We start from the raw sequence: 19,451 nt of genomic DNA, 5'->3' as shown, positions 1-19,451 counted from the left end.
TTTCTCACCGATGCGGGCGTTTCTCACCGAATTTTCACCACTCGGCTCATTTGCCGCAGGAACTGCCAAGACAGCTGACCGGTTTGTCGCTCTGACTTGATAAACGTCATGTTTTCGACGCTGTCAACGCCTGCTGTCGCCTGACACATTCGGAGTTCACCATGTCCAGTAAAAGACCCATAGGCATCAAAGCCTATGACGCACCTGCCGGCGGCTGGGGCGCGCTTCGCGCCGTTGCCAAGACACTCGCCAGCCAGCAAATCGTTGCCCAAGGCAGCGCCACGCTGCGCAGGGCCAACCAGCCGGACGGTTTCGACTGCCCCGGCTGCGCCTGGCCGGACCCCCGCCACGCCTCCTCCTTCGAGTTCTGCGAGAACGGCGCCAAGGCCATCACCTGGGAATCGACGGCGAAGCGCGTCGGCCCGGAATTCTTTCACCAGCATTCGGTGAGCGAATTATGGACCTGGAGCGACCATAAGCTTGAGGATCAGGGGCGTCTGACGCAGCCGATGATCTACGACGCGACGCTCGATCGCTACCAGCCGATCGGCTGGGACGAGGCCTTTACGCGGATCGGTGAGGGCCTCACCGCGCTGGAAAGCCCGCATCAGGCGGAGTTCTACACATCTGGTCGAGCCTCCAACGAGGCAGCCTTCCTGTTCCAGCTTTTTGTGCGCGCCTACGGCACGAACAATTTTCCCGACTGTTCGAACATGTGCCACGAGGCGACCAGTGTCGGCCTGCCGCAGTCGATCGGCGTCGGCAAGGGCACCGTGCTGCTCGAGGATTTCGATTCCTGCGACGCCATTTTCAGCTTCGGCCATAATCCCGGCACCAACCATCCGCGCATGATGGCGACGCTGCATGACCAGGCGCGCCGCGGCGTGCCGATCATCGTCTTCAACCCGCTGAAGGAACGGGCGCTCGAAAAATTCGCCTCGCCGCAGAACCCGGTCGAGATGGCGACGCTTTCCTCGACGCCGATCGCCTCGGCCTATCATCAGGTCAAGGCCGGCGGCGATCTGGCGGCGCTGAAGGGCCTGATGAAGGCCGTGTTCGAGCGCGACGACGAAAGTCTTGCCAGAGGCGAAGATGGCGTGCTCGACCGCGCCTTCCTGGCCGAGCACACACTGGGCCTCGAGACGGTGCGCCAGGATATCGATGCGACCGCCTGGGCGGAGATCGAGGACGTATCCGGTCTGTCGCGTGAAGCGCTGACGAGTGCCGCCGATATCTACATCAAGGCAAAGAACGTCATTGCCTGCTACGGCATGGGGATCACCCAGCACGCCCACGGCACGGAAAACGTCCAGCAACTGGCCAATTTCCTGCTGCTGCGCGGCAATATCGGGCGCAAGGGGGCCGGTATCTGCCCCTTGCGCGGCCATTCCAACGTCCAGGGCGATCGCACCGTCGGCATTACTGAAATCCCGACCGAGGCGCTTCTCGCCGGTATGGAAAAGGCCTTCGGCTTTCGGCCGACCGGGAAAAAGGGCCATAATGCGGTGGAAGCGGTCGATGCCATCCATGCGGGCAGCGCCAAGGCGCTGATCTGCCTTGGCGGCAACCTTGCCGTTGCCATGCCCGATACGGACTACACGTTCGAGGCGATGCGCAAGCTTGATCTCTCCGTCCATATCGCCACCAAGCTCAACCGGTCGCATCTGCTGACGGGCAAGACGACGCTCCTGCTTCCCTGTTTCGGCCGCACCGATCTCGACGTGCAGGCCTCCGGTCCGCAATCGGTGACGGTCGAGGATTCCATGTCGATGGTGCATGCCTCGCGCGGCTTCCTCAATCCGCCCGGCCCGCTGCTGCGCTCGGAACCGGCCATCGTCGTCGGCATGGCCAAGGCTACGCTTGGCGACCGCTATGGCATAGACTGGGACGGCATGCTGGAAAACTACGACCGCATCCGCGACAAGATCGAAATCGTCTTTCCCGACTTTGCCGGCTACAATGCCCGTGTGCGGGTGAAGGGTGGCTTTCGCCTGACGGTCGGGGCCTCGGACCGGGTGTGGAACACATCGACGGGCAAGGCGATGTTTCTCGTCGCCCGCGGCCTGCAGGAGGATGGCGAGCGCCTGGCCGACGACGCGCTGGTGCTCACGACTCTGCGCGCCCACGACCAGTACAACACGACGATCTACGGCATGGACGACCGTTACCGCGGCGTTTTCGGGCGCCGCGACATCGTCTTCATGAATGCCGAGGATCTTGCCGAGCGCGGTCTTACCGAGGGTGACCGGATCGATGTGCGCTCTCTTGTGTCGGGCGATGGCCGCGCCCGCGGCGTCGAAGGCTATACCGCCGTCGCCTATGACCTGCCGCGCGGAACGATTGCCGGCTACTATCCGGAGATGAACGCGGTCATCGCCATGACCGATCATGACAAACGTTCGGGCACGCCGGCCTATAAGGGCGTGCCGGTCAAGGTCTCGGCGTCCAACCCCGCCTGAACGACAAGGGCCCCGGCGCAGCGCACCGGGGCCATTGCGTGTTTGCCTTTGCGAAAGGGCCGCTGCGGATCGGCAGCTTACTTCGCCATGCCCGGGAGCGTGACGCGGAACACCTGGAACATGGTGTCGACGTCCGCACCGCCTTCGGCCTTGTAGGCGGTGCCCACCTGGAAGCCGTCCTGCGTCAGGAAGTCGTTGTCATTGGCGACAAAGAGGAAGTAGTCGTCCGGAGCCGACGGGTCGAGAACACTTGCAATCGACATGGCCTCCCACTTTTCCGACAGATTGTTCTTGTCGTTCGGTGCACCATTGTGCAGGCCGAAACGGGCCAAATCAGCCTGATCGTTGAGGTCGATGAAAGGAGTAACCGTCGCAGGCTTGACCGACGCATCCACCACGCCCTTGGGGGCAACCGGCTTCAGGCCGTCGAAATCGCTATTGGCGATGTCGGTGGCGGACGAAAGATCAACCAGATCGATCTTGCGATAGACGGAGGTGTCGCCCTTCAGGCCCTGGCCATTGTTGCTGTCGCGGGCAAGCATCAGGAAAGCCTTGTCGGACAGGGCCAGAATTTCGCTCTGGGCAGCGACGGCCACCTTGCCCTTGTTGTCGAAGGTCGGCAGCGGCACGACATATTCATGCACCAGCTTCAGCTTCGACACATCGCTGGCATCGTAGACCAGTGCGCGGGTGTTCATGCGGGTCGAGGACGAATCGCCGCCATCCTGGCGGGTCGCCGATTGCAGGAGGGCAATCACGAACTTGCCGTCCGGCGTGATCGAAAGGCCTTCAAGCCCCTGGTTGTTCTGGCGACCAGTGTCGGGATCCTTCGGGTCGGGCTTCTTGCCGGCGGCATCGACATTGTTGGAGGAGAAGTTCAGCGCATCCTTGCGCATCGGCAACAGCGCCTTCGGCGGCTGCGTGGCGGCAAGAAGCTTGCCGTCGGCACCGAAGCGATAGATGTAGGGACCGTATTCGTCGCTGATCAGCATCGAGCCATCCTTCAACAGCACAACGGCTTCCGGATCGAGCGAAACCTTGCCGGTGCGGGCTTCCGGAAGCGCCGGAAGATCGCCGGCTGCGGCGCGCACGCCCGATTCCGGATCAAGCCCGGTCATGTTCTTGCCCTGATTGTCGAGAAGCAGAATGGTATCGGCAAGCTTTGCCTGAAGGCCGGTCTGCTGCTTGTCGGCCGCAAGCGTCGTTCCGGCGGCGGCCGGCGTCAGGCGCAGTTCGATGCGGTTGATGCGGGTATTGTAATCCGTGGTGCCTTCGACGTTATAGCCACGGTCAGGCAGCAGCCAGAGCGCGCCGGTATAGGCATCGCCATCCTTCTTCCAGCTCTTAGTGTCGAAGGCCATGCCCGAGCCGGAACCGAAGGTCTCGCCGAACTTGTCCTTGAGGTTTGCCGGCATGCGGCCGATGGCGACAAGGCCCTTGTTGGCAATGGTGATGCCGGCCGCGCTGACGCTGCCTTCGGCAAAGGCGGCAACGGGCGACAGGAAGATGGAGGCGGCAAGCGCCATCTTCAGGCAATGCGAAACACGAATGGGAGAATGGCGCATGATGCGAGCCCTTTGGACAGATTTCGGGAGGGGCACGCTGCCTGACGGCTTGAATGACGGACTGAATGGCGAAAGAGATACACCCCTCCTCCATCCGCCTGGAACGCCCCCTGATCCAGTCTCTAGGGGGACAATATGACAACGGGATGAAGGTTTGTCGCGCCAGCGCTTCAGGCGGGCTCGGGTGTCCCATCGCCCGGCCGTTCGGTCAGCAAGGGCGTCTTCGGCGTCCAGGGCGGTGTAATGAGCGCGCCCGAGATCAGAAGCTTGGCGGCATCCTCCGGCGTCATGTCGAGCATGATAATGCGGCTTTTCGGCACGAAGAGCAGAAACCCCGCCGTCGGCACCGGCGTTGGCGGCAGGAAGACGGCAATCATCTCCTCGCCGTCCGCGTTGAGGCGGGCGGCTACCTCGCCTTGCGCCTGCGCCGAGATGAACACCAGCGCCCAGGTGCCCGGGCCGGGAAACTCGATCAGGCCGACCTTCTTGAACGAGGTGGACTGGTCCTTCAGCACGGTTTCAAAAATCTGCTTCAGGCTTTTGTAGAGCGTGCGCACCAGCGGCGTGCGGTGCAGGATGGATTCGCCGAACTTGACCACCGAACGGCCGATCAGGTTCTTGCCGAGAAAACCGATCAGCGTGATGAACACCATGGCGATCAGAAGCCCGGTGCCCGGTATGGCGATATCGAAATAATACTGCGGGTTATAGCGCTCCGGGATATAGGGCGTCACCCAGCTGTCGGCCCAGTCGATGAAGGCGAACGTCAGCCAGATGGTGATGGCAAGCGGGGCGCAGATGATGAGGCCGGTCAGGAAATTGTTCCGCAGCCGGCCGGCGAGCGTTATGCGTTCCGGGCTATCCGTCATCTCGATCCGTCATTCATGCTGCATCGCCGTAAAAGTCGGGTGAGACCGGACAATGAAGGAGCGCTCCGCCCCCCGCAAGGGCAGAGCCGCCGAATTGTCGCTGACGCACTGCACGATCAACCAGCCGTGATGACGCCGCGCGCTATTCCACCGTGACGGACTTCGCCAGATTGCGCGGCTGATCGACATCGGTGCCCATGAAGACGGCCGTATGATAGGCGAGGAGCTGGATCGGCAGGGCGAAGATCATCGGCGAAATCACCTCGTCCACCACGGGCAGCACAATCGTTGCCATGGTCGGCAGTTTCGAGGCAGCCGCCCCCTTCTCGTCGGTGATGAAGATGATCTTGCCGCCGCGGGCTGCCACTTCCTGCATGTTGGAAACGGTCTTTTCAAAGAACCGGTCATGCGGGGCAATGACGATGACCGGCATGTTTTCGTCGATCAGTGCGATCGGACCATGCTTCAGCTCGCCCGCCGCATAACCTTCCGCGTGGATATAGGAAATTTCCTTGAGTTTTAGCGCCCCTTCGAGCGCCAGCGGGTAGCTGGTGCCACGACCGAGATAGAGCACATCCTTGAACCGCGACAGGTCGCGCGATAGGCTTTCCATCTGCGGCTGAACAAGGTTCAGCACGCGGCTCATCACGCGCGGCATCTCGATCAGGTGGCGCACCAGAGCCTTTTCGTCCGCCTCCGACAGCGTGCCACGGGCGCGGCCGGCCTGGATGGCGAGCGATGCCAGCACCGCGAGCTGGCAGGTGAAGGCTTTTGTCGAGGCCACCCCGATTTCGGGGCCGGCCAGAATCGGAAACACCGCATCGGCTTCCCGCGCAATGGTCGATTCGCGCACGTTGACGATGGCGCCGATCGCAAGCCCCGCCTCCTTGCAGTAGCGCAGCGAGGCGAGCGTATCGGCCGTCTCGCCCGATTGCGAGATGAACAGCGCCGCCTGGTCGGACGACAGCGGCATTTCGCGGTAGCGGAATTCGGAAGCCACGTCGATTTCCACCGGCAGGCGCGCATAGCGCTCGAACCAGTATTTACCGATGAGGCCGGCAAGATAGGCCGTGCCACAGGCGGACACGGCAAGGCTTCTCACCTTGGCAAAATCGATGGCGGCGCCTTGCGTCTTCACCGTGCCGCCTGCGAAATCCACATAATGGCTCAGCGCATGCGAGATGATTTCCGGCTGCTCGTAGATTTCCTTTTCCATGAAGTGGCGGTGATTGCCCTTGTCGACCATCAGCGCGGCCGATTGCGAGATCTGCATCGGACGCGAGACGGGCTTTCCGGCGTAATCCGTGATCGAGACACCGCGCGCCGTCATCACCGCGCAATCGCCATCGACCAGATAGGTGATACGATTGGTAAAGGGGGCAAGCGCAATGGCGTCGGATCCCAGAAACATCTCGTCCTTGCCGTGGCCGATGGCAAGGGGCGGCCCGAAGCGGGCACAGAGGATCGTTTGCGGGTCATCGGCAAACATCACCACCAGCGCATAGGCGCCGCTGACGCGGTTCAGCATGGCAAGCATGGCGGCCCGATGATCGAGGCCCTCGCGGGTATAGCGCGCAAGCAGATGCGCCACCACTTCCGTATCCGTTTGGCTTTGGAAGACAGCGCCTTCGGCCAACAATTCGTCGCGAAGCTCGGAAAAATTCTCGATGATGCCGTTATGAACGACCGCCACGCCCTCGACGAAATGCGGATGCGCATTCGTCTCGTTCGGCACGCCATGGGTTGCCCAGCGCGTATGGGCAATGCCGATCTCGCCGGGCAAGCGTTCGACGGACAGCTTCTTTTCGAGGTTGAAGAGTTTTCCCTCGGCGCGGCGGCGCTCCATCACGCCGTCATGGATCGTGGCGACACCGGCCGAATCATACCCCCGATATTCGAGCCGCCGCAGCGCATCGACCAGCCGCTCCGCCACCGGCGCCTTGCCGACGATGCCAACGATACCGCACATAGATGAACCTCATTTTCTTGGTCGCGCCTGGCGCGAATTCCTAGCCGAGCGCGTGGCAGACGCAATTGCTGCGGCGGTCAATTTCCGTATCGAACCGTAATGTGGCCGGGTTCAGGCACTGGCCTTGCGGCTTGCCTTCAACGCCTGCGCCCGCTCGCGGACGGCCTTCGCGCGCTCCGGCTTCACCTCCTGGCGGGCGCGGCCGAAGGCCAGCGCGTCGTCCGGCACGTCCTCAGTAATCACGCTGCCGGAGGCGACATAGGCGCCATTGCCGATGGTGACAGGCGCCACCAGCGCGGAGTTGGAGCCGATGAAGGCATTTTCGCCGATCCGCGTCTCGCTCTTGTTGAAGCCGTCGTAATTGCAGGTGATGGTGCCGGCGCCGATATTGCTGCCGGCGCCGATGAAGGCATCGCCGATATAGGTGAGATGGTTCACTTTGGCGCCGGCGCCGATCTCGGCCTTCTTCACCTCGCAGAAATTGCCGACCTTGGCGCCCTCGCCGAGATGGGCGCCGGGGCGCAGGCGCGCGAACGGGCCAACCGTTGCACCGGACGCCACATGCGACCCTTCCAGATGCGAAAAGGCATGGATGACCGCCCCCGATTCGACGGTCACGCCCGGTCCGAAGACGACATTCGGCTCGATCAGCACATCCTGCTGAAGCACGGTGTCGTGGGCGAGAAACACCGTTTCCGGCGCAATCATCGAAACGCCCGACAGCATCACCTCATGGCGGCGGCGCTGCTGCCAGCTTGCCTCCAGAAGCGCCAACTCGGCGCGCGTATTGCAACCGGCAAGCTCGGCCTCCGGCGCATCGATGGCCACGACGCGGCCGCCATCAGCCCTCGCGATTTCCACGAGATCCGTCAGGTAATATTCGCCCTTGGCATTGCTGTTGCCGATCTTTTCCAGCCATTCCAGAGCACGCGCACCATTGATTGCCATCAGCCCGCTATTGCACCAGGTGACGCGGCGCTCCTCGTCGGTTGCGTCCTTTTCCTCGCGGATCGCCACCAGTTCGCCGTCCTTGACCAGAAGCCGGCCATAACCGAAAGGCTTTTGCGTATGAAAGCCGATGACCACGACATCGGCGCCTTCGGCCAGTTTCTCGCGGGCCGACAGAAAGGTTTGCGGGCGCACCAGCGGCACGTCGCCATAGGTCACCACAACGTCATCGAAGCCTTGCGCAATCGCCTCACGTGCCATCAGCACCGCATGGCCGGTGCCGCGGCGCTCCGTCTGCAGGAAGCTTTCGATCTTCACACTGTCGGTTTCGGCAGCCTTTGCCACCGCCTGCGCATCGCGCCCGAGCACCAGTGCGGCATTCTCCATGCCGGCACCGCCGATGGCGCGCATGACATGACCGATCATCGAAAGCCCGGCAATCGGGTGAAGAACCTTCGACATGGAGGACTTCATCCGGGTGCTGTCACCGGCGGCGAGGATTACGGCGAGGCAGGTGCGGGGCATTGCGGTCTCCATGAACGTCTGTGCGCGCTTCATATCAGCAGTTTCGCGCAGGCGCCAACAGGCAGTGCGATCCTTCCACTCGTTACCTTTCTGCGTGCATTGTCTGTTTTGTGCACATCAGTTCCCGGCATGCGAAAAGGGCGTCCTGGGGGCGCCCTTTTCAATAGTCGTTCATCGGGAGCGACCGGGCAAAGCCCGGCGAACCGCCTGCATTTTACTGCGGCAGCTTGTCGTCGACGCCCTGCACGTAAAAATTCATGCCGAGCAGCACGCCGTCTTCGGCCTTCTCGCCGGCCTTCAGCCAGGCCGAACCGTCCTGCTTGTTGATCGGGCCAGTGAAGGGATGCAGTTCACCGGACTTGATCTTGGCTTCGGTTTCTTCGGCCATCGCCTTCACGTCGTCAGGCATGTTCGTATAGGGCGCCATGGTCAGGATGCCGTCCTTCAGGCCGTCCCAGATCTGCTCGGACTTCCAGGTGCCGTCCAGCAACGCCTTGGTGCGCTTGATGTAATAGGCGCCCCAGGTGTCGACGATCGCGGTCAGCTGCGTCTTCGGGCCGGCGGCGATCATGTCGGACGCCTGACCGAAGGCCAGGATGCCGCGTTCGGCGGCAACCTGCATCGGAGCCGTCGTATCGGTATGCTGCGTCAGCACGTCGACGCCCTGGTCGATCAGCGCCTTGGCGGCATCTGCTTCCTTGCCCGGGTCGAACCAGGTGTTGGCCCAGACGACCTTCAGCTTGAAGTCCGGGTTGACCGACTTCGCACCCAGTTCGAAGGCGTTGATGCCCATGACGACTTCCGGGATCGGGAAGGAGGCGATGTAGCCGGCTACACCCTTCTTCGACATCTTGGCGGCAATCTGGCCCTGGATATAGCGGCCTTCATAGAAGCGCGAATTGTAGGTAGCGAGGTTTTCCGCGGCCTTGAAGCCGGTGGCGTGCTCGAACTTCACCTTCGGGAACTTTGCCGCAACCTTCACGGTCGCATCCATGAAGCCGAAGGACGTGGCATAGACCAGGGAGCAGCCGGAGCGGGCCATGCGCTCGATGGCGCGCTCGGCGTCCGGGCCTTCCGGCACGCTTTCCAGATAAGGCGTCTCGATCTTGTCGCCGAGTGCCTTCTGCAGCTCCTGGCGGCCAAGATCATGCGCCTGCGTCCAGCCGCCATCGGTCTTGGTGCCGACATAGATGAAACACACCTTGGTCTTTTCCTGCGCCTCGGCGCCCACGGTGAAGCTCCCAAGTGTGGCAGCCGTGGCGGCAAGTGCGATAATCAGCTTCTTCATATTCAACCCCTGTTTGGCTCGAAGCTACGGTATGGATGGTGCCGCCTCAGCGGTCCGGAACGAAGGGTTTCCCCAGGCAAGCCGGCGTATTGATGAGCGTTGTGCGGCGATTATGCGAGATGATGATGAGAACGACAATAGTGACGGCGTAAGGCAGCATCGAGAGAAACTGCGAGGGAATGCCAATGCCAAGGGCCTGGGCATGCAATTGCAGGATGCCGACCGCGCCGAAAATGTAGCCGCCGGCCAGAACCCGCCACGGACGCCAGGAGGCAAAGACGACGAGGGCAAGCGCAATCCAGCCGCGGCCGGCCGCCATGTTCTCCACCCATTGCGGCGTGTAGACGAGCGACAGCTGCGCGCCGGCCAGCCCCGCACAGGCACCGCCGAACATCACGGCGAGATAGCGCGTGCGCACCACATGGATGCCGAGCGCGTGGGCCGAGCCGTGATTGTCGCCGATGGCGCGCATTTTAAGGCCCGTACGGCTCCTGAACAGGAACCAGTGAACCCCGACCACCAGCGCAATCGACAGGTAGAAGGTGATATCCTGGGCAAACAGCAGGCGACCGATGAAGGGAATATCCGACAGCACCGGAACCACGATCGGCTGCAGCTTGACGCCGGGAATGCCGACGAAACTTTCGCCGATCTGGCCGGAGAGGCCGAGACCGAGCAGTGTCAGCGCAAGCCCCGTCGCCACCTGGTTTGCCACGAGCGTCAGCGTCAGGAACCCGAACAGCAGCGAAAAGGCTGCCCCTCCCAGAATGCCGCACAGCACGCCGAGAACCGGCACGCCGGTGAGATAGGAGCCGGCAAAGGCGCAGACTGCGCCCATGATCATCATGCCCTCGACGCCGAGGTTCAAGACACCGGCACGTTCCGTCACCAGTTCGCCGACGGCTGCAATGACAAGCGGCGTGGCGGCCGTGACGATCGTCAGAAGAATGGCTTCAAACATCGTCAGGACCTCACGTCAACATTGCGGCCGGTGCCCAACACCAGGCGAACACGGTAGAGGATCAGCGTATCGCAGGAGAGGACGAAAAACAGAAGCAGGCCCTGGAACACCCGCGTCACCTTGTCTGACACACCGATCGACAGCTGTGCCGCCTCGCCGCCGAGATAGGTGAGCGCCAGCACGAAGCCCGAGGCGATGATGCCGAGCGGATTGAGCCGCCCGAGAAACGCAACGATGATGGCGGTAAACCCGTAGCCGGGCGAAATGCTCGGCTGCAGATGGCCGATGGAGCCGGACACTTCCGAGATCCCGGCAAGGCCGGCCAGCGCCCCCGACAGCATCATCGAAAACCACACCATGCGCCGGGCCGAAAAGCCGGCAAAACGCCCTGCCCGCTCCGAGCGCCCGAGAACCGTGACTTCGAAGCCCTTCAGCATGAAGCGCATCATGAACCAGAGGGCAAGCGCTGCCACAAGCGCAAAGACGATCGCCCAATGGGCGCGCCCCGATGCCAGAAGCTCCGGCAGCACCGCTTCCGGCGCAAAGCTTATCGTCTGGGGGAAATTGAAGCCTTTCGGATCACGCCACATGCCGCGCACCAGCCAGTCGAGAAACAGCTGGGCAATATAGACGAGCATCAGGCTCGTCAGGATCTCATTCGTGTTGAAGCGCGTCTTCAACAGTGCCGGAATGCCGGCATAAAGCGCGCCGCCCAGCATGCCCATGAGAAGCATCAGCGGCAGCACCAGAACCGAATGCCACTGCGGCACCAGAACCGGCAGGATCGAGCCGCAGATGGCGCCGATAGTAAACTGCCCCTCCGCGCCGATATTCCAGTTGTTGGAGCGATAGCAGACGGAGAGGCCGACCGCGATCAGGATCAGCGGCGCGGCCTTGATCGCCAGTTCATGCAGCGACCACACTTCAAGCAGCGGATCGATGAAGAAACTGTAGAGCGCGTGGAGCGGATCCTTGCCGAGCATGAGGAACATCAGTGCACCGGCCAGAAGCGTCAGCACCAGCGCCAAGAGCGGCGAGACAACGGAAAACAGGCCGGAGGCGCTGGCGCGCCGTTCCAGTTCAATGCGCATGGACGGCCTCCCGCGGGCTGGTGGAATCATGAATGCCGCCCATCAACAGGCCGATCTTCTCCAGCGTCAGTTCGCCCGCTGCATAGGGCCTCGACATGCGTCCCTCGGAAATCACCGCAATACTGGTCGCCACCTCGAAAATCTCGTCGAGATCCTGGCTGATCACCACGACGGCTGAGCCGGCGCGCGCAAGGTCGATCAGCGCCTGGCGGATGCGACTGGCGGCACCGGCATCCACCCCCCAGGTCGGCTGGTTGACGATGAGGACCTGCGGCTTGCGATCGAGTTCGCGGCCGATGATGAATTTCTGCAGATTGCCGCCCGAGAGCGACCCTGCGGCGGGGTCGTCGCCGCTCTTGCGCACATCCATCTCGCCGCAGATCCGCTTTGCGATGGAGCGGATGACATCATGGCGGATGACGTTGAAGACGCCCCCCGTCAAGAACTCCTTGCGGTCGGATGTACTGCGCGACAGAAGAAGATTGTCGGACAGCGCCATGTCGGAGACGGCGGCATGGCCATGACGCTCTTCCGGCACGAAACCGGCGCCCAGCAGCCGACGCCCGTTGATGCCGGTGCGCCCGACCGCGCGGCCACAGATCTCGATCGCATCGTCCTGCGGCACCGTCACCTCGCCCGACAGCGCGTCGAACAATTCCCCCTGCCCGTTTCCGGCCACGCCCGCAATGGCGACGATCTCACCGGCACGCACCTGCATCGAGATGCCGGACAATGTGACGGCAAACGGCGTGCGGGCGGGAACGGCGAGGTTCTTCACCGCAACGAGCACCTCGCCAAGCGGCGTATCGGCCGCCCGTTCGACGCCGGCCACGTCAGAGCCGACCATCATGCGCGCCAGCGACGCCGGCGTCTCGCGGCGCGGGTCGCAGGCACCGGTCACCTTGCCGTGGCGCAGAACAGTTGCCCGGTCGCAGATGCGCTGCACCTCTTCCAGTCGGTGGCTGATGTAAAGAACCGACCGTCCCTCCGCCTTCAGCTTGAACAGCGTTTCGAACAGCCGGTCGGCCTCCTGCGGCGTCAGCACAGAGGTCGGCTCGTCGAGGATGATCAGCTTCGGGTTCTGCAGGAGGGCCCGCACGATCTCGATGCGCTGGCGCTCGCCGACAGAAAGATCGGCCACATGGGCGTTCGGGTCGAGCGGCAGGCCATAGGCGCGCGAAAGGTTTTTCGCTTCCTCGGCAATCTTCGCCAGCGGGATTTTCGGATCGAGCGAGAGCGCGATATTTTCAGCAACCGTCAGCGCCTCGAACAGCGAGAAATGCTGGAAGACCATGCCGACGCCGAGCGCGCGCGCCTCGCCGGGCGAGCCGATGACGGCCGGCTTGCCTTGCCAGACGATCTGCCCCTCGCTCGGCTGCAGAACGCCAAACAGCATCTTCACAAGGGTCGATTTGCCGGCGCCGTTTTCACCCAGCAGCGCGTGGATTTCCCCCGGCGCGATCGACAGATCGATACCGTTGCAGGCGGCAAAACTTCCGAAATATTTGGTCAGTCCCCGGACCTTCAGAAGCGTACCCGCTTCCGGAACCTGCGCTTCGCTCACTCACATCCCCTCATCCACCCTGGGCCAACCTTCTGCGAGGTTTTGACGGCTGCCAAGGCGTGTCCTGTGTTTGCCGTCTCCATGCGGCATAGAACTCGATTGATACTCGTTTTGGTGCTGTGCACAACAGGAAAGTCCAGCTTTCCCGGCGCTTTACTTGGATTTTCCAAGACTGGGGAAAAGCTGCAGCACGCCGCCAATGGCGTAGAGATAAAGGCCGGTCACCACCACGCCCCAGACCAGCCAGGCGGGGGATTCGAAATGCAGCAGAAGCGAATAGGCCGACAGCGCGCACCACAGGAGAAAGATGCTAAGATTGAGCCGGCGCAGCCGCTTCACCCGCACCGGATGAAGGAAATTGATGGGAAGGAAGGTGAAGAAGACAGACACCATGACGACGATCAGCGCCGTAATTTCGCTGGCCTTGATGACGAAGAGCGTCAGAATCACCATGTTCCAGACGACCGGGAAGCCGGAGAAGAAATACTCCTCCGTCTTCATGCCCGTATCGGCATAATAGATGGCACTGGAGACGACGATCATGCCGGCCGCGACAAAGGACCAGGTCTCGCCGATCATGCCACTCTGGTAGAGCGCAAACGCCGGCAGCAGGACGTAGGTCACATAGTCGATGATGTTGTCGAGCGTATCGCCCGACCAGTTGGGCAAAACTTCCTTGACGCGCACCTTGCGGGCGATCGGCCCGTCGATGCCGTCGATCAAAAGCGCCAGCCCCAGCCACCAGAACATATCGACGAAGCGGTGTTCAGCCGCCGCGACGACGCCGAGAAAGGCGAGGAACGATCCGGATGCGGTCAGCACATGGACCGAAAATGCCCGGATTTCGGCATAGGGCACTTTGCGGTAATTGAAGATTCGCCTGATCACGCCCTGCTCCGGAGCTTAAAAATCGAACGGCTGATATGCGGCCAATCGGCGCGCTTTGCAACATCTGCGTCGCAAACGGGGGACACGGCCATGGATAAGTGTCACAAGTTTGCCTAAATAGAAGACGGGCGGTAGAGGCCTCCTTGGCCGCCCCGGGGCGACGAAGGGGCGGCCAAGCGGGCCAAACACCGCGTGGTCAGTTCGCCCTCTCAGGCGCGGGACATGAAGAAGTATCAGGTCATGAACGAGTTCGACATTGCAGTTGTGGGTGAGGGTCTGGCGGGATCGGTGGCAGCATTCGCGCTGGCCCGGGCCGGACGCAAGGTGGCGCTGGTTGCGCCGCAGATCAACCGGCAGGACCGGCGCACGACTGCGCTGATGGATCAATCGGTGCGCTTCATGGACAGCCTCGGCCTTTGGGATGCCATTGCGCCGGACGCATCCGCTCTTTCGACCATGCAGATCCTCGATGGCACCAAGCGGCTGTTTCGGGCGCCGCCGGCGCAGTTTCGCGCCGCCGACCTCGGGCTGGCCGCTTTCGGCTACAATATCCCGAACCGGGCGCTGATGGCCGTCCTTGGCGAAGCGCTTGCCGCCGAAAAGAACATCACGCGGATCGATGCAAGCCTTGAGCATCTGGATCTGGCGGGCGATGGCGCCGTTCTGACGTTTGCAGGCGCAGATACGCTGAAGGCCGGTTTCGTGGTCGGCGCAGACGGGCGCGGATCCACGGTGCGGCAACAGGCCGGCATCGGCACGCGCCGCTGGGCCTATCCGCAGACAGCCGTCGTTCTCAATTTTTCCCACGAGCAGCCGCATGGCAATGTCTCGACCGAATTTCACACCGAAACCGGCCCCTTCACGCAGGTGCCGCTGCCCGGCAGCCGCTCCAGCCTGGTCTGGGTGGTGAAGCCGGCAGAGGCCGAGCGCCTGCTGGCGCTAGCGCCCGAGACACTTTCGATCGAAGTCGAGCAGCGCATGCAATCCATGCTCGGCAAGGTGACGGTAGAGGAAGGGGTCGAATCCTGGCCGCTCTCCAGTCTCATCTCGGACCGTTTCGGAAAGGGTCGCGTTGCGCTGATCGGCGAGGCCGCGCATGCCTTTCCACCCATCGGTGCGCAAGGGCTGAACCTCTCCCTGCGCGACGTCATGGAACTCGCCAATCTCCTGAAGACGGATGGTACTGCGGCCATTGCCGCCGACACGGGCGACCGTTTCAACCGTCACCGCCGGCCGGACATCATGACGCGCACCTTCGGGGTCGATCTCCTCAACCGCTCGCTGCTGTCGGATTTCCTGCCGATGCAGGTAGCGCGTGCCGCCGGTCTTCACATGCTGACGGCCATCGGGCCGCTGCGCAATGTGCTGATGCGCGAAGGTATCGAGCCGGGTCGCAGCCTGCGCGAATTCGCAGGCGGGCTACGGCATCCCTTCTCCGCCAAGAAAACCGGATGAGATGAGGTAAAGCACCGCCGGCAGCGTGGCGATGGAGAGGACGGTGGTGATCAGCACGGTTGCCGAGGCCCTCTCCTGCCAGACGCCGTAGTGCTGGCTGATGACGAAGACATTGGTCGCGGTCGGAAGGGCCGCGAGCAACACGGCCGCCTGGATCCAGGATGGTTCAATGCCGCCGACGGCAGTCAGCGCCAGATAGACGACTGTCGGCAGCACGACGAGTTTTGCGAGTGCAATCACACCGATTTCAGCCGGAATGCGCGTCAGCGGGCGCAAGGCCAGCGTCACCCCCATGGCAAAGAGCGCGCACGGCGCTGCCGCCTGCGCGAGGTAATCCACCAGCCGCATGGCGGCAAGCGGCGGCTGAATTCCAAGTGCCGCCACCAGAAAGCCGGCCGCCGTCGACAGGATGAACGGATGCAGCGCCACCTTGCGCAGGACATCCGAGATGAGGGCGATCGGCGGGCGCCTGTCTCCGCCGGCAAGCGCCATCATGGTCGGCGCCACGACGAAATGCGTGGCGTTTTCAAAGCAGACGATGAGTGCCACCGGCACCGCGACCGTATCGCCGAGCACCAGCAGCGCAAGCCCCGGCCCCATATAGCCGATATTGCCGTAGGCGCCGCCAAAGGCCTGGATGGTGGAGGCGGCGGTCCCGGCCTTGCGGACGAAGAACGCGATGGCAAAAACCAGCGCAAAGACGCAGTAAACGGCAGCCAGCTGCGTGACGATGAAATCGATCCGCGTCAGGTCCTCGATCGGCGTGCGCGAGACAAGCTTGAAAAACAAAGCCGGCAGGGCCGCGTAGACGATGAACGTGTTCATCCAGCCGAGCGCTTCTGCACCCTGCCCGCTTGCCTTTGCCGCCACATAGCCGATGAGGATCAGCCCGAAAAAGGGAAGCAGCAAAGCAAGAATGGCAGCCATTTCAATCCTCCGCCGCGGCAAGAGCACCGCGAGCAGGGAATCGCTTAGCCGATTTGCATGAGGATTGGAAAGCTCTGCTGAAACCAGATCGCCATGTCGCTCACCAGGCCGAAGATGAAAGCAAGCCCGGTCAGCACCAGAAAGGCGCCCATCAGCTTTTCGACCAGCCCCAGATGGCGGCGGAAGCGCGTGAGAAACCGCATGAAGGCGCCGGAAAAACCGGCCGCGATCCAGAACGGAACGGCAAGACCCAGCGAATAGATGGACAGAAGCAGCGCGCCATCGCCGACCGTCTGGCGGGATGCCGCAACGCCAAGGATCGCGCCCAGCACCGGACCGATACAGGGCGTCCAACCGAAGGCAAAGGCGAGCCCCATCACATAGGCGCCGGAGACGGTGGCCGGCTTACCACCCGACTGGAACCGCGCCTCACGCGACAACAGCCCGATGCGAAACAGGCCAAGAAAATTCAGCCCCATGATGATGATGATGACGCCGCCGATTTTCGCGAGAAGATCGATATGCTGGCGCAGCATCACGCCGATGGTCGTTGCGCCGGCACCGAGGGCGATGAACACCGTTGCAAACCCAAGCGTGAAGAACAGCGACGACAGCAGCACAGCCCGTTTCACCGAAGGGCTTCTGGCCGTAGCTTCGTCACGAAACTGCTCGACCGACACACCGGCCATGTAACAGAGATAGGGCGGCACCAGAGGCAGCACGCACGGCGACAGAAACGACAGGGCGCCGGCGATCAGGGCGCTGAACAGCGATATTTCGGCAATCGACAAGACATCCTCCGCGTCGCACTCCAGCTCTTCCTAAAGCAGGCTCTGCTGCGTCTGCCAATGGCCTTTTCGGCTGTGTCGGGCAAATGTGTGCTTGGGTTCGGGCAAGTGCGGGTTTCCGGGGGCGGCATCACCTGACAGTTATCTGCCGAATCGCTGATGGCCCGCGCGCACGCTCCCAGCGCACAGGCCACACTAGAGAATGTGGCTCAACCGGTGCCGGATATGCTCGTTCGGAATCAAATGCGTCGCTTCGGCAACGTGATAGGCGTCGCGGGCTGCTTCGAAGGGCAGCACCCACATGATCATGCCCAGAAGAAACGCGATCAGAAAATATTGTATACGCATGACGCAAGGGCTCGGCCCGCCCGGCGGCAAAATTATGACGCAACCAATTCGCTGCACCCACCGCATCAGTAAGGCAGGGGTTGAAGCGATTGCATAAAATCTGGAAAGTGGTGAGAGCGAAGGGGTTCGAACCCTTGACCTACTGATTAAAAGTTCTTTGAGAAACGAGTGAAATCAATGTCTTGCGTAAATTTCATGTCGCTAATCAGCCGCTCATCTGCGCATCATCGTCACAGGATGCCCAGCCACTTTCTAACAATAAGGCGCGCCGTCTCGCCCAGATATATGAGGAAGCCGGCGCCCGTCATTCCCACAGCCACCAGCACGGCCGAAAAGCCGTAGCCCAGCCGCCGCACCTGCCGCCATTGCTCGATGTCTGGCTGCACCTTGGTGATTTTGCCGTCGAGTTCGGTAATCACGTCGCGCTGCTGCGCAACCACCATGGCGGATATCTCCACATCCTTGCGGATCTCGCTTATCGCGGCGGCTTGCTCGTCCATGCGTTCATGAATGCGTCCGCGGCTCACGCTGGCGTTCTGTTCGTTTTCGTCGATCCGCCGTTCCACGCGCTCGAGGAGCTTCAGGATGGCATCCAGCATAGCTGCATTATTTTCAGACAATGGCGGGCCTCCTGTTGAGCGCGCCCATTGTGCAACGTCATCACTGCCGTCAAATGCAAAAATGGCAGTTAATACAAGCGAGCCCGCCAGTCGTTCCACCGGCCGGCAGGCTCTAACCATAGTCAACACACACGAGGTGCCACATGGCCGCCAGAACATTACAGAGCATTCTCACTGTCATCAACAATGACGACGAGCCGCAAACCATCCCCGGCAAGAAAACATTCCGTCAGGCGGCAGAAAGCTATCTCGCCCATGGTGGAGAGGCCAGATATCTAAACCCGATCATCGAGCACTTTGAGGGGCGCGAGATCGCATCGATTTACCCTTTTGATGTTCGCGCCATGGCAGACGCTATCTACCCCACCCAAGGCAATGCGACCAAGAACCGGCAGGCCATCACGCCGGCGCGCGCGGTTCTGCTGCATGCATATGAACGCGGATGGTGCGGCCTTATCCGCATCAAACGCTTTCGCCAGGACAGGCCAAACCGTCCCAAACCTGCATCACCCGTCTGGCTGCACACATTCGCGCGCCAGGCCGACAAGGACGAGCTGCAGCACCTGTCTGCGATCGTGCTATTCATGGCGCAGACCGGCGCCCGCATCAGCGAGGCGGTCGCACTATGCTGGTCAGAGGTGGATCTGACGGCGCGAACCGCTCTCCTCCTCAAAACCAAGACATCAACCAACTCGATGCGCTATCTGACCGACGAACTTGCCGGACGGCTACGCGACCTCAGAGGCACCGCCAGAGCGCACGAACGGGTTTTTCGATACACCAGCCGCCACAGCGTCAACGAACGCATCAGGGCCGTCTGCGAGCGGGCAGGCATCCCGCACAAGCCACCGCACACCTGCGGCCGTCACACGTTTGCTACGCGAGCAATCGAGCTTGGCATGGATGTCCGCACTGCCATGGCGGCAGGAGACTGGCGCAGCTCGTCCGTGTTTCTGGAAACCTATGTCCATCCGCGCGCCAATGCCGGTCGCATAGTCGCTGATCGGTTCGCGCTGGACGCATTCTGCGAGATCTAAAAACGATGCCGGCAGGCGGGATCAACCGCCTGCCGGCACGTACACATGATGATGGGGCGTGAGGTTACCAGCCGTTGGCGGTGAGGGTGGCGATCGGCGGCTGCACGAGGTAGCCGGCGCCGGTTGTATTGGGGTGCAGCGTGTCAATG

Annotated in this window: 16 protein-coding genes; 3 read left to right on the top strand and 13 right to left on the bottom strand. The window is 62.1% G+C overall.

The window, feature by feature from the left end:
• The first annotated feature begins 161 nt into the window (after positions 1 to 161).
• Complete coding sequence (locus ACEXP3_RS19310) at positions 162 to 2,459, top strand: FdhF/YdeP family oxidoreductase (RefSeq protein ID WP_377298691.1); 2,298 nt, start codon at positions 162 to 164, stop codon at positions 2,457 to 2,459.
• A gap of 77 nt (positions 2,460 to 2,536) precedes the next feature.
• Here ACEXP3_RS19310 and ACEXP3_RS19305 read toward each other — a convergent pair whose 3' ends face one another.
• The 9 genes from ACEXP3_RS19305 to pcsA form a co-directional block, all read right to left on the bottom strand.
• Positions 2,537 to 4,024: an esterase-like activity of phytase family protein gene (locus ACEXP3_RS19305; RefSeq protein WP_377298690.1), complete on the bottom strand. Its 1,488-nt coding sequence runs from the start codon at positions 4,022 to 4,024 to the stop codon at positions 2,537 to 2,539.
• A gap of 170 nt (positions 4,025 to 4,194) precedes the next feature.
• Positions 4,195 to 4,893, bottom strand: coding sequence for a DUF502 domain-containing protein (locus ACEXP3_RS19300; protein WP_377298689.1), 699 nt, complete (start codon positions 4,891 to 4,893; stop codon positions 4,195 to 4,197).
• Positions 4,894 to 5,035: 142 nt separating this feature from the next.
• On the bottom strand, positions 5,036 to 6,862 hold the full coding sequence (gene glmS / locus ACEXP3_RS19295; RefSeq protein WP_377298688.1) for a glutamine--fructose-6-phosphate transaminase (isomerizing): 1,827 nt from the start codon (positions 6,860 to 6,862) through the stop codon (positions 5,036 to 5,038).
• Positions 6,863 to 6,973: 111 nt separating this feature from the next.
• Positions 6,974 to 8,335, bottom strand: coding sequence for a bifunctional UDP-N-acetylglucosamine diphosphorylase/glucosamine-1-phosphate N-acetyltransferase GlmU (glmU, locus tag ACEXP3_RS19290; RefSeq protein WP_377298687.1), 1,362 nt, complete (start codon positions 8,333 to 8,335; stop codon positions 6,974 to 6,976).
• 214 nt (positions 8,336 to 8,549) lie between these two features.
• Positions 8,550 to 9,623 carry a BMP family ABC transporter substrate-binding protein gene (locus ACEXP3_RS19285; RefSeq protein WP_210105132.1) on the bottom strand — a complete coding sequence of 358 codons (1,074 nt, stop codon included), beginning with the start codon at positions 9,621 to 9,623 and terminating at the stop codon, positions 8,550 to 8,552.
• Positions 9,624 to 9,669: 46 nt separating this feature from the next.
• A complete protein-coding gene (locus tag ACEXP3_RS19280; RefSeq protein ID WP_210105249.1) occupies positions 9,670 to 10,590 on the bottom strand; it encodes an ABC transporter permease in 921 nt (306 codons plus the stop codon).
• Entirely contained in the window at positions 10,587 to 11,675 is a 1,089-nt protein-coding gene (locus ACEXP3_RS19275) for an ABC transporter permease (RefSeq protein ID WP_377298686.1), read from the bottom strand. Before ACEXP3_RS19275 ends, ACEXP3_RS19280 begins: the two co-directional genes overlap by 4 nt.
• Positions 11,665 to 13,239, bottom strand: coding sequence for an ABC transporter ATP-binding protein (locus ACEXP3_RS19270; protein ID WP_377298685.1), 1,575 nt, complete (start codon positions 13,237 to 13,239; stop codon positions 11,665 to 11,667). Before ACEXP3_RS19270 ends, ACEXP3_RS19275 begins: the two co-directional genes overlap by 11 nt.
• A 153-nt stretch (positions 13,240 to 13,392) precedes the next feature.
• On the bottom strand, positions 13,393 to 14,127 hold the full coding sequence (gene pcsA / locus ACEXP3_RS19265) for a phosphatidylcholine synthase (protein WP_377298684.1): 735 nt from the start codon (positions 14,125 to 14,127) through the stop codon (positions 13,393 to 13,395).
• Positions 14,128 to 14,367: 240 nt separating this feature from the next.
• Here pcsA and ACEXP3_RS19260 point away from each other — a divergent pair, with 240 nt between their 5' ends.
• Positions 14,368 to 15,582 (top strand): UbiH/UbiF family hydroxylase, encoded by a 1,215-nt coding sequence (locus tag ACEXP3_RS19260; protein WP_377298879.1) that lies wholly within the window; start codon positions 14,368 to 14,370, stop codon positions 15,580 to 15,582.
• Here the strand turns inward: ACEXP3_RS19260 and ACEXP3_RS19255 are convergent.
• The 4 genes from ACEXP3_RS19255 to ACEXP3_RS19240 all read right to left on the bottom strand — a co-directional run bounded on the left by ACEXP3_RS19255 (position 15,547) and on the right by ACEXP3_RS19240 (position 18,364).
• Complete coding sequence (locus tag ACEXP3_RS19255; protein WP_377298683.1) at positions 15,547 to 16,509, bottom strand: AEC family transporter; 963 nt, start codon at positions 16,507 to 16,509, stop codon at positions 15,547 to 15,549. The genes ACEXP3_RS19260 and ACEXP3_RS19255 overlap by 36 nt on opposite strands.
• 44 nt (positions 16,510 to 16,553) lie before the next feature.
• The gene (locus ACEXP3_RS19250) at positions 16,554 to 17,300 is read right to left on the bottom strand and encodes a cytochrome c biogenesis CcdA family protein (protein ID WP_377298682.1); all 747 of its coding nucleotides are present in this window, start codon (positions 17,298 to 17,300) and stop codon (positions 16,554 to 16,556) included.
• A 192-nt stretch (positions 17,301 to 17,492) separates the two neighbouring features.
• Entirely contained in the window at positions 17,493 to 17,645 is a 153-nt protein-coding gene (locus ACEXP3_RS19245; protein ID WP_377298681.1) for a hypothetical protein, read from the bottom strand.
• A 230-nt stretch (positions 17,646 to 17,875) separates the two neighbouring features.
• Positions 17,876 to 18,364 (bottom strand): hypothetical protein, encoded by a 489-nt coding sequence (locus ACEXP3_RS19240; RefSeq protein WP_377298680.1) that lies wholly within the window; start codon positions 18,362 to 18,364, stop codon positions 17,876 to 17,878.
• 44 nt (positions 18,365 to 18,408) lie between these two features.
• Here ACEXP3_RS19240 and ACEXP3_RS19235 point away from each other — a divergent pair, with 44 nt between their 5' ends.
• On the top strand, positions 18,409 to 19,302 hold the full coding sequence (locus ACEXP3_RS19235; RefSeq protein ID WP_377298679.1) for a tyrosine-type recombinase/integrase: 894 nt from the start codon (positions 18,409 to 18,411) through the stop codon (positions 19,300 to 19,302).
• Positions 19,303 to 19,451 lie beyond the last annotated feature (149 nt).

Source organism: Neorhizobium fuzhouense, from assembly GCF_042611105.1.
Taxonomy (GTDB): domain Bacteria; phylum Pseudomonadota; class Alphaproteobacteria; order Rhizobiales; family Rhizobiaceae; genus Neorhizobium; species Neorhizobium galegae_A.
The sequence above is the reverse complement of the archived record's forward strand: the minus strand, read 5'-3'. Positions and strand labels throughout refer to the sequence as shown.

Excerpts from the sequence above, each read along its gene's own strand:
- glmU (WP_377298687.1), bottom strand. The coding sequence starts at position 8,335 with ATGCCCCGCACCTGCCTCGCCGTAATCCTCGCCGCCGGTGACAGCACC.
- ACEXP3_RS19285 (WP_210105132.1), bottom strand. The coding sequence starts at position 9,623 with ATGAAGAAGCTGATTATCGCACTTGCCGCCACGGCTGCCACACTTGGG.
- ACEXP3_RS19305 (WP_377298690.1), bottom strand. The coding sequence starts at position 4,024 with ATGCGCCATTCTCCCATTCGTGTTTCGCATTGCCTGAAGATGGCGCTT.
- ACEXP3_RS19310 (WP_377298691.1), top strand. The coding sequence starts at position 162 with ATGTCCAGTAAAAGACCCATAGGCATCAAAGCCTATGACGCACCTGCC.
- ACEXP3_RS19235 (WP_377298679.1), top strand. The coding sequence starts at position 18,409 with ATGGCCGCCAGAACATTACAGAGCATTCTCACTGTCATCAACAATGAC.
- ACEXP3_RS19275 (WP_377298686.1), bottom strand. The coding sequence starts at position 11,675 with ATGCGCATTGAACTGGAACGGCGCGCCAGCGCCTCCGGCCTGTTTTCC.
- ACEXP3_RS19255 (WP_377298683.1), bottom strand. The coding sequence starts at position 16,509 with ATGGCTGCCATTCTTGCTTTGCTGCTTCCCTTTTTCGGGCTGATCCTC.
- ACEXP3_RS19245 (WP_377298681.1), bottom strand. The coding sequence starts at position 17,645 with ATGCGTATACAATATTTTCTGATCGCGTTTCTTCTGGGCATGATCATG.
- ACEXP3_RS19300 (WP_377298689.1), bottom strand. The coding sequence starts at position 4,893 with ATGACGGATAGCCCGGAACGCATAACGCTCGCCGGCCGGCTGCGGAAC.
- glmS (WP_377298688.1), bottom strand. The coding sequence starts at position 6,862 with ATGTGCGGTATCGTTGGCATCGTCGGCAAGGCGCCGGTGGCGGAGCGG.
- ACEXP3_RS19260 (WP_377298879.1), top strand. The coding sequence starts at position 14,368 with ATGAACGAGTTCGACATTGCAGTTGTGGGTGAGGGTCTGGCGGGATCG.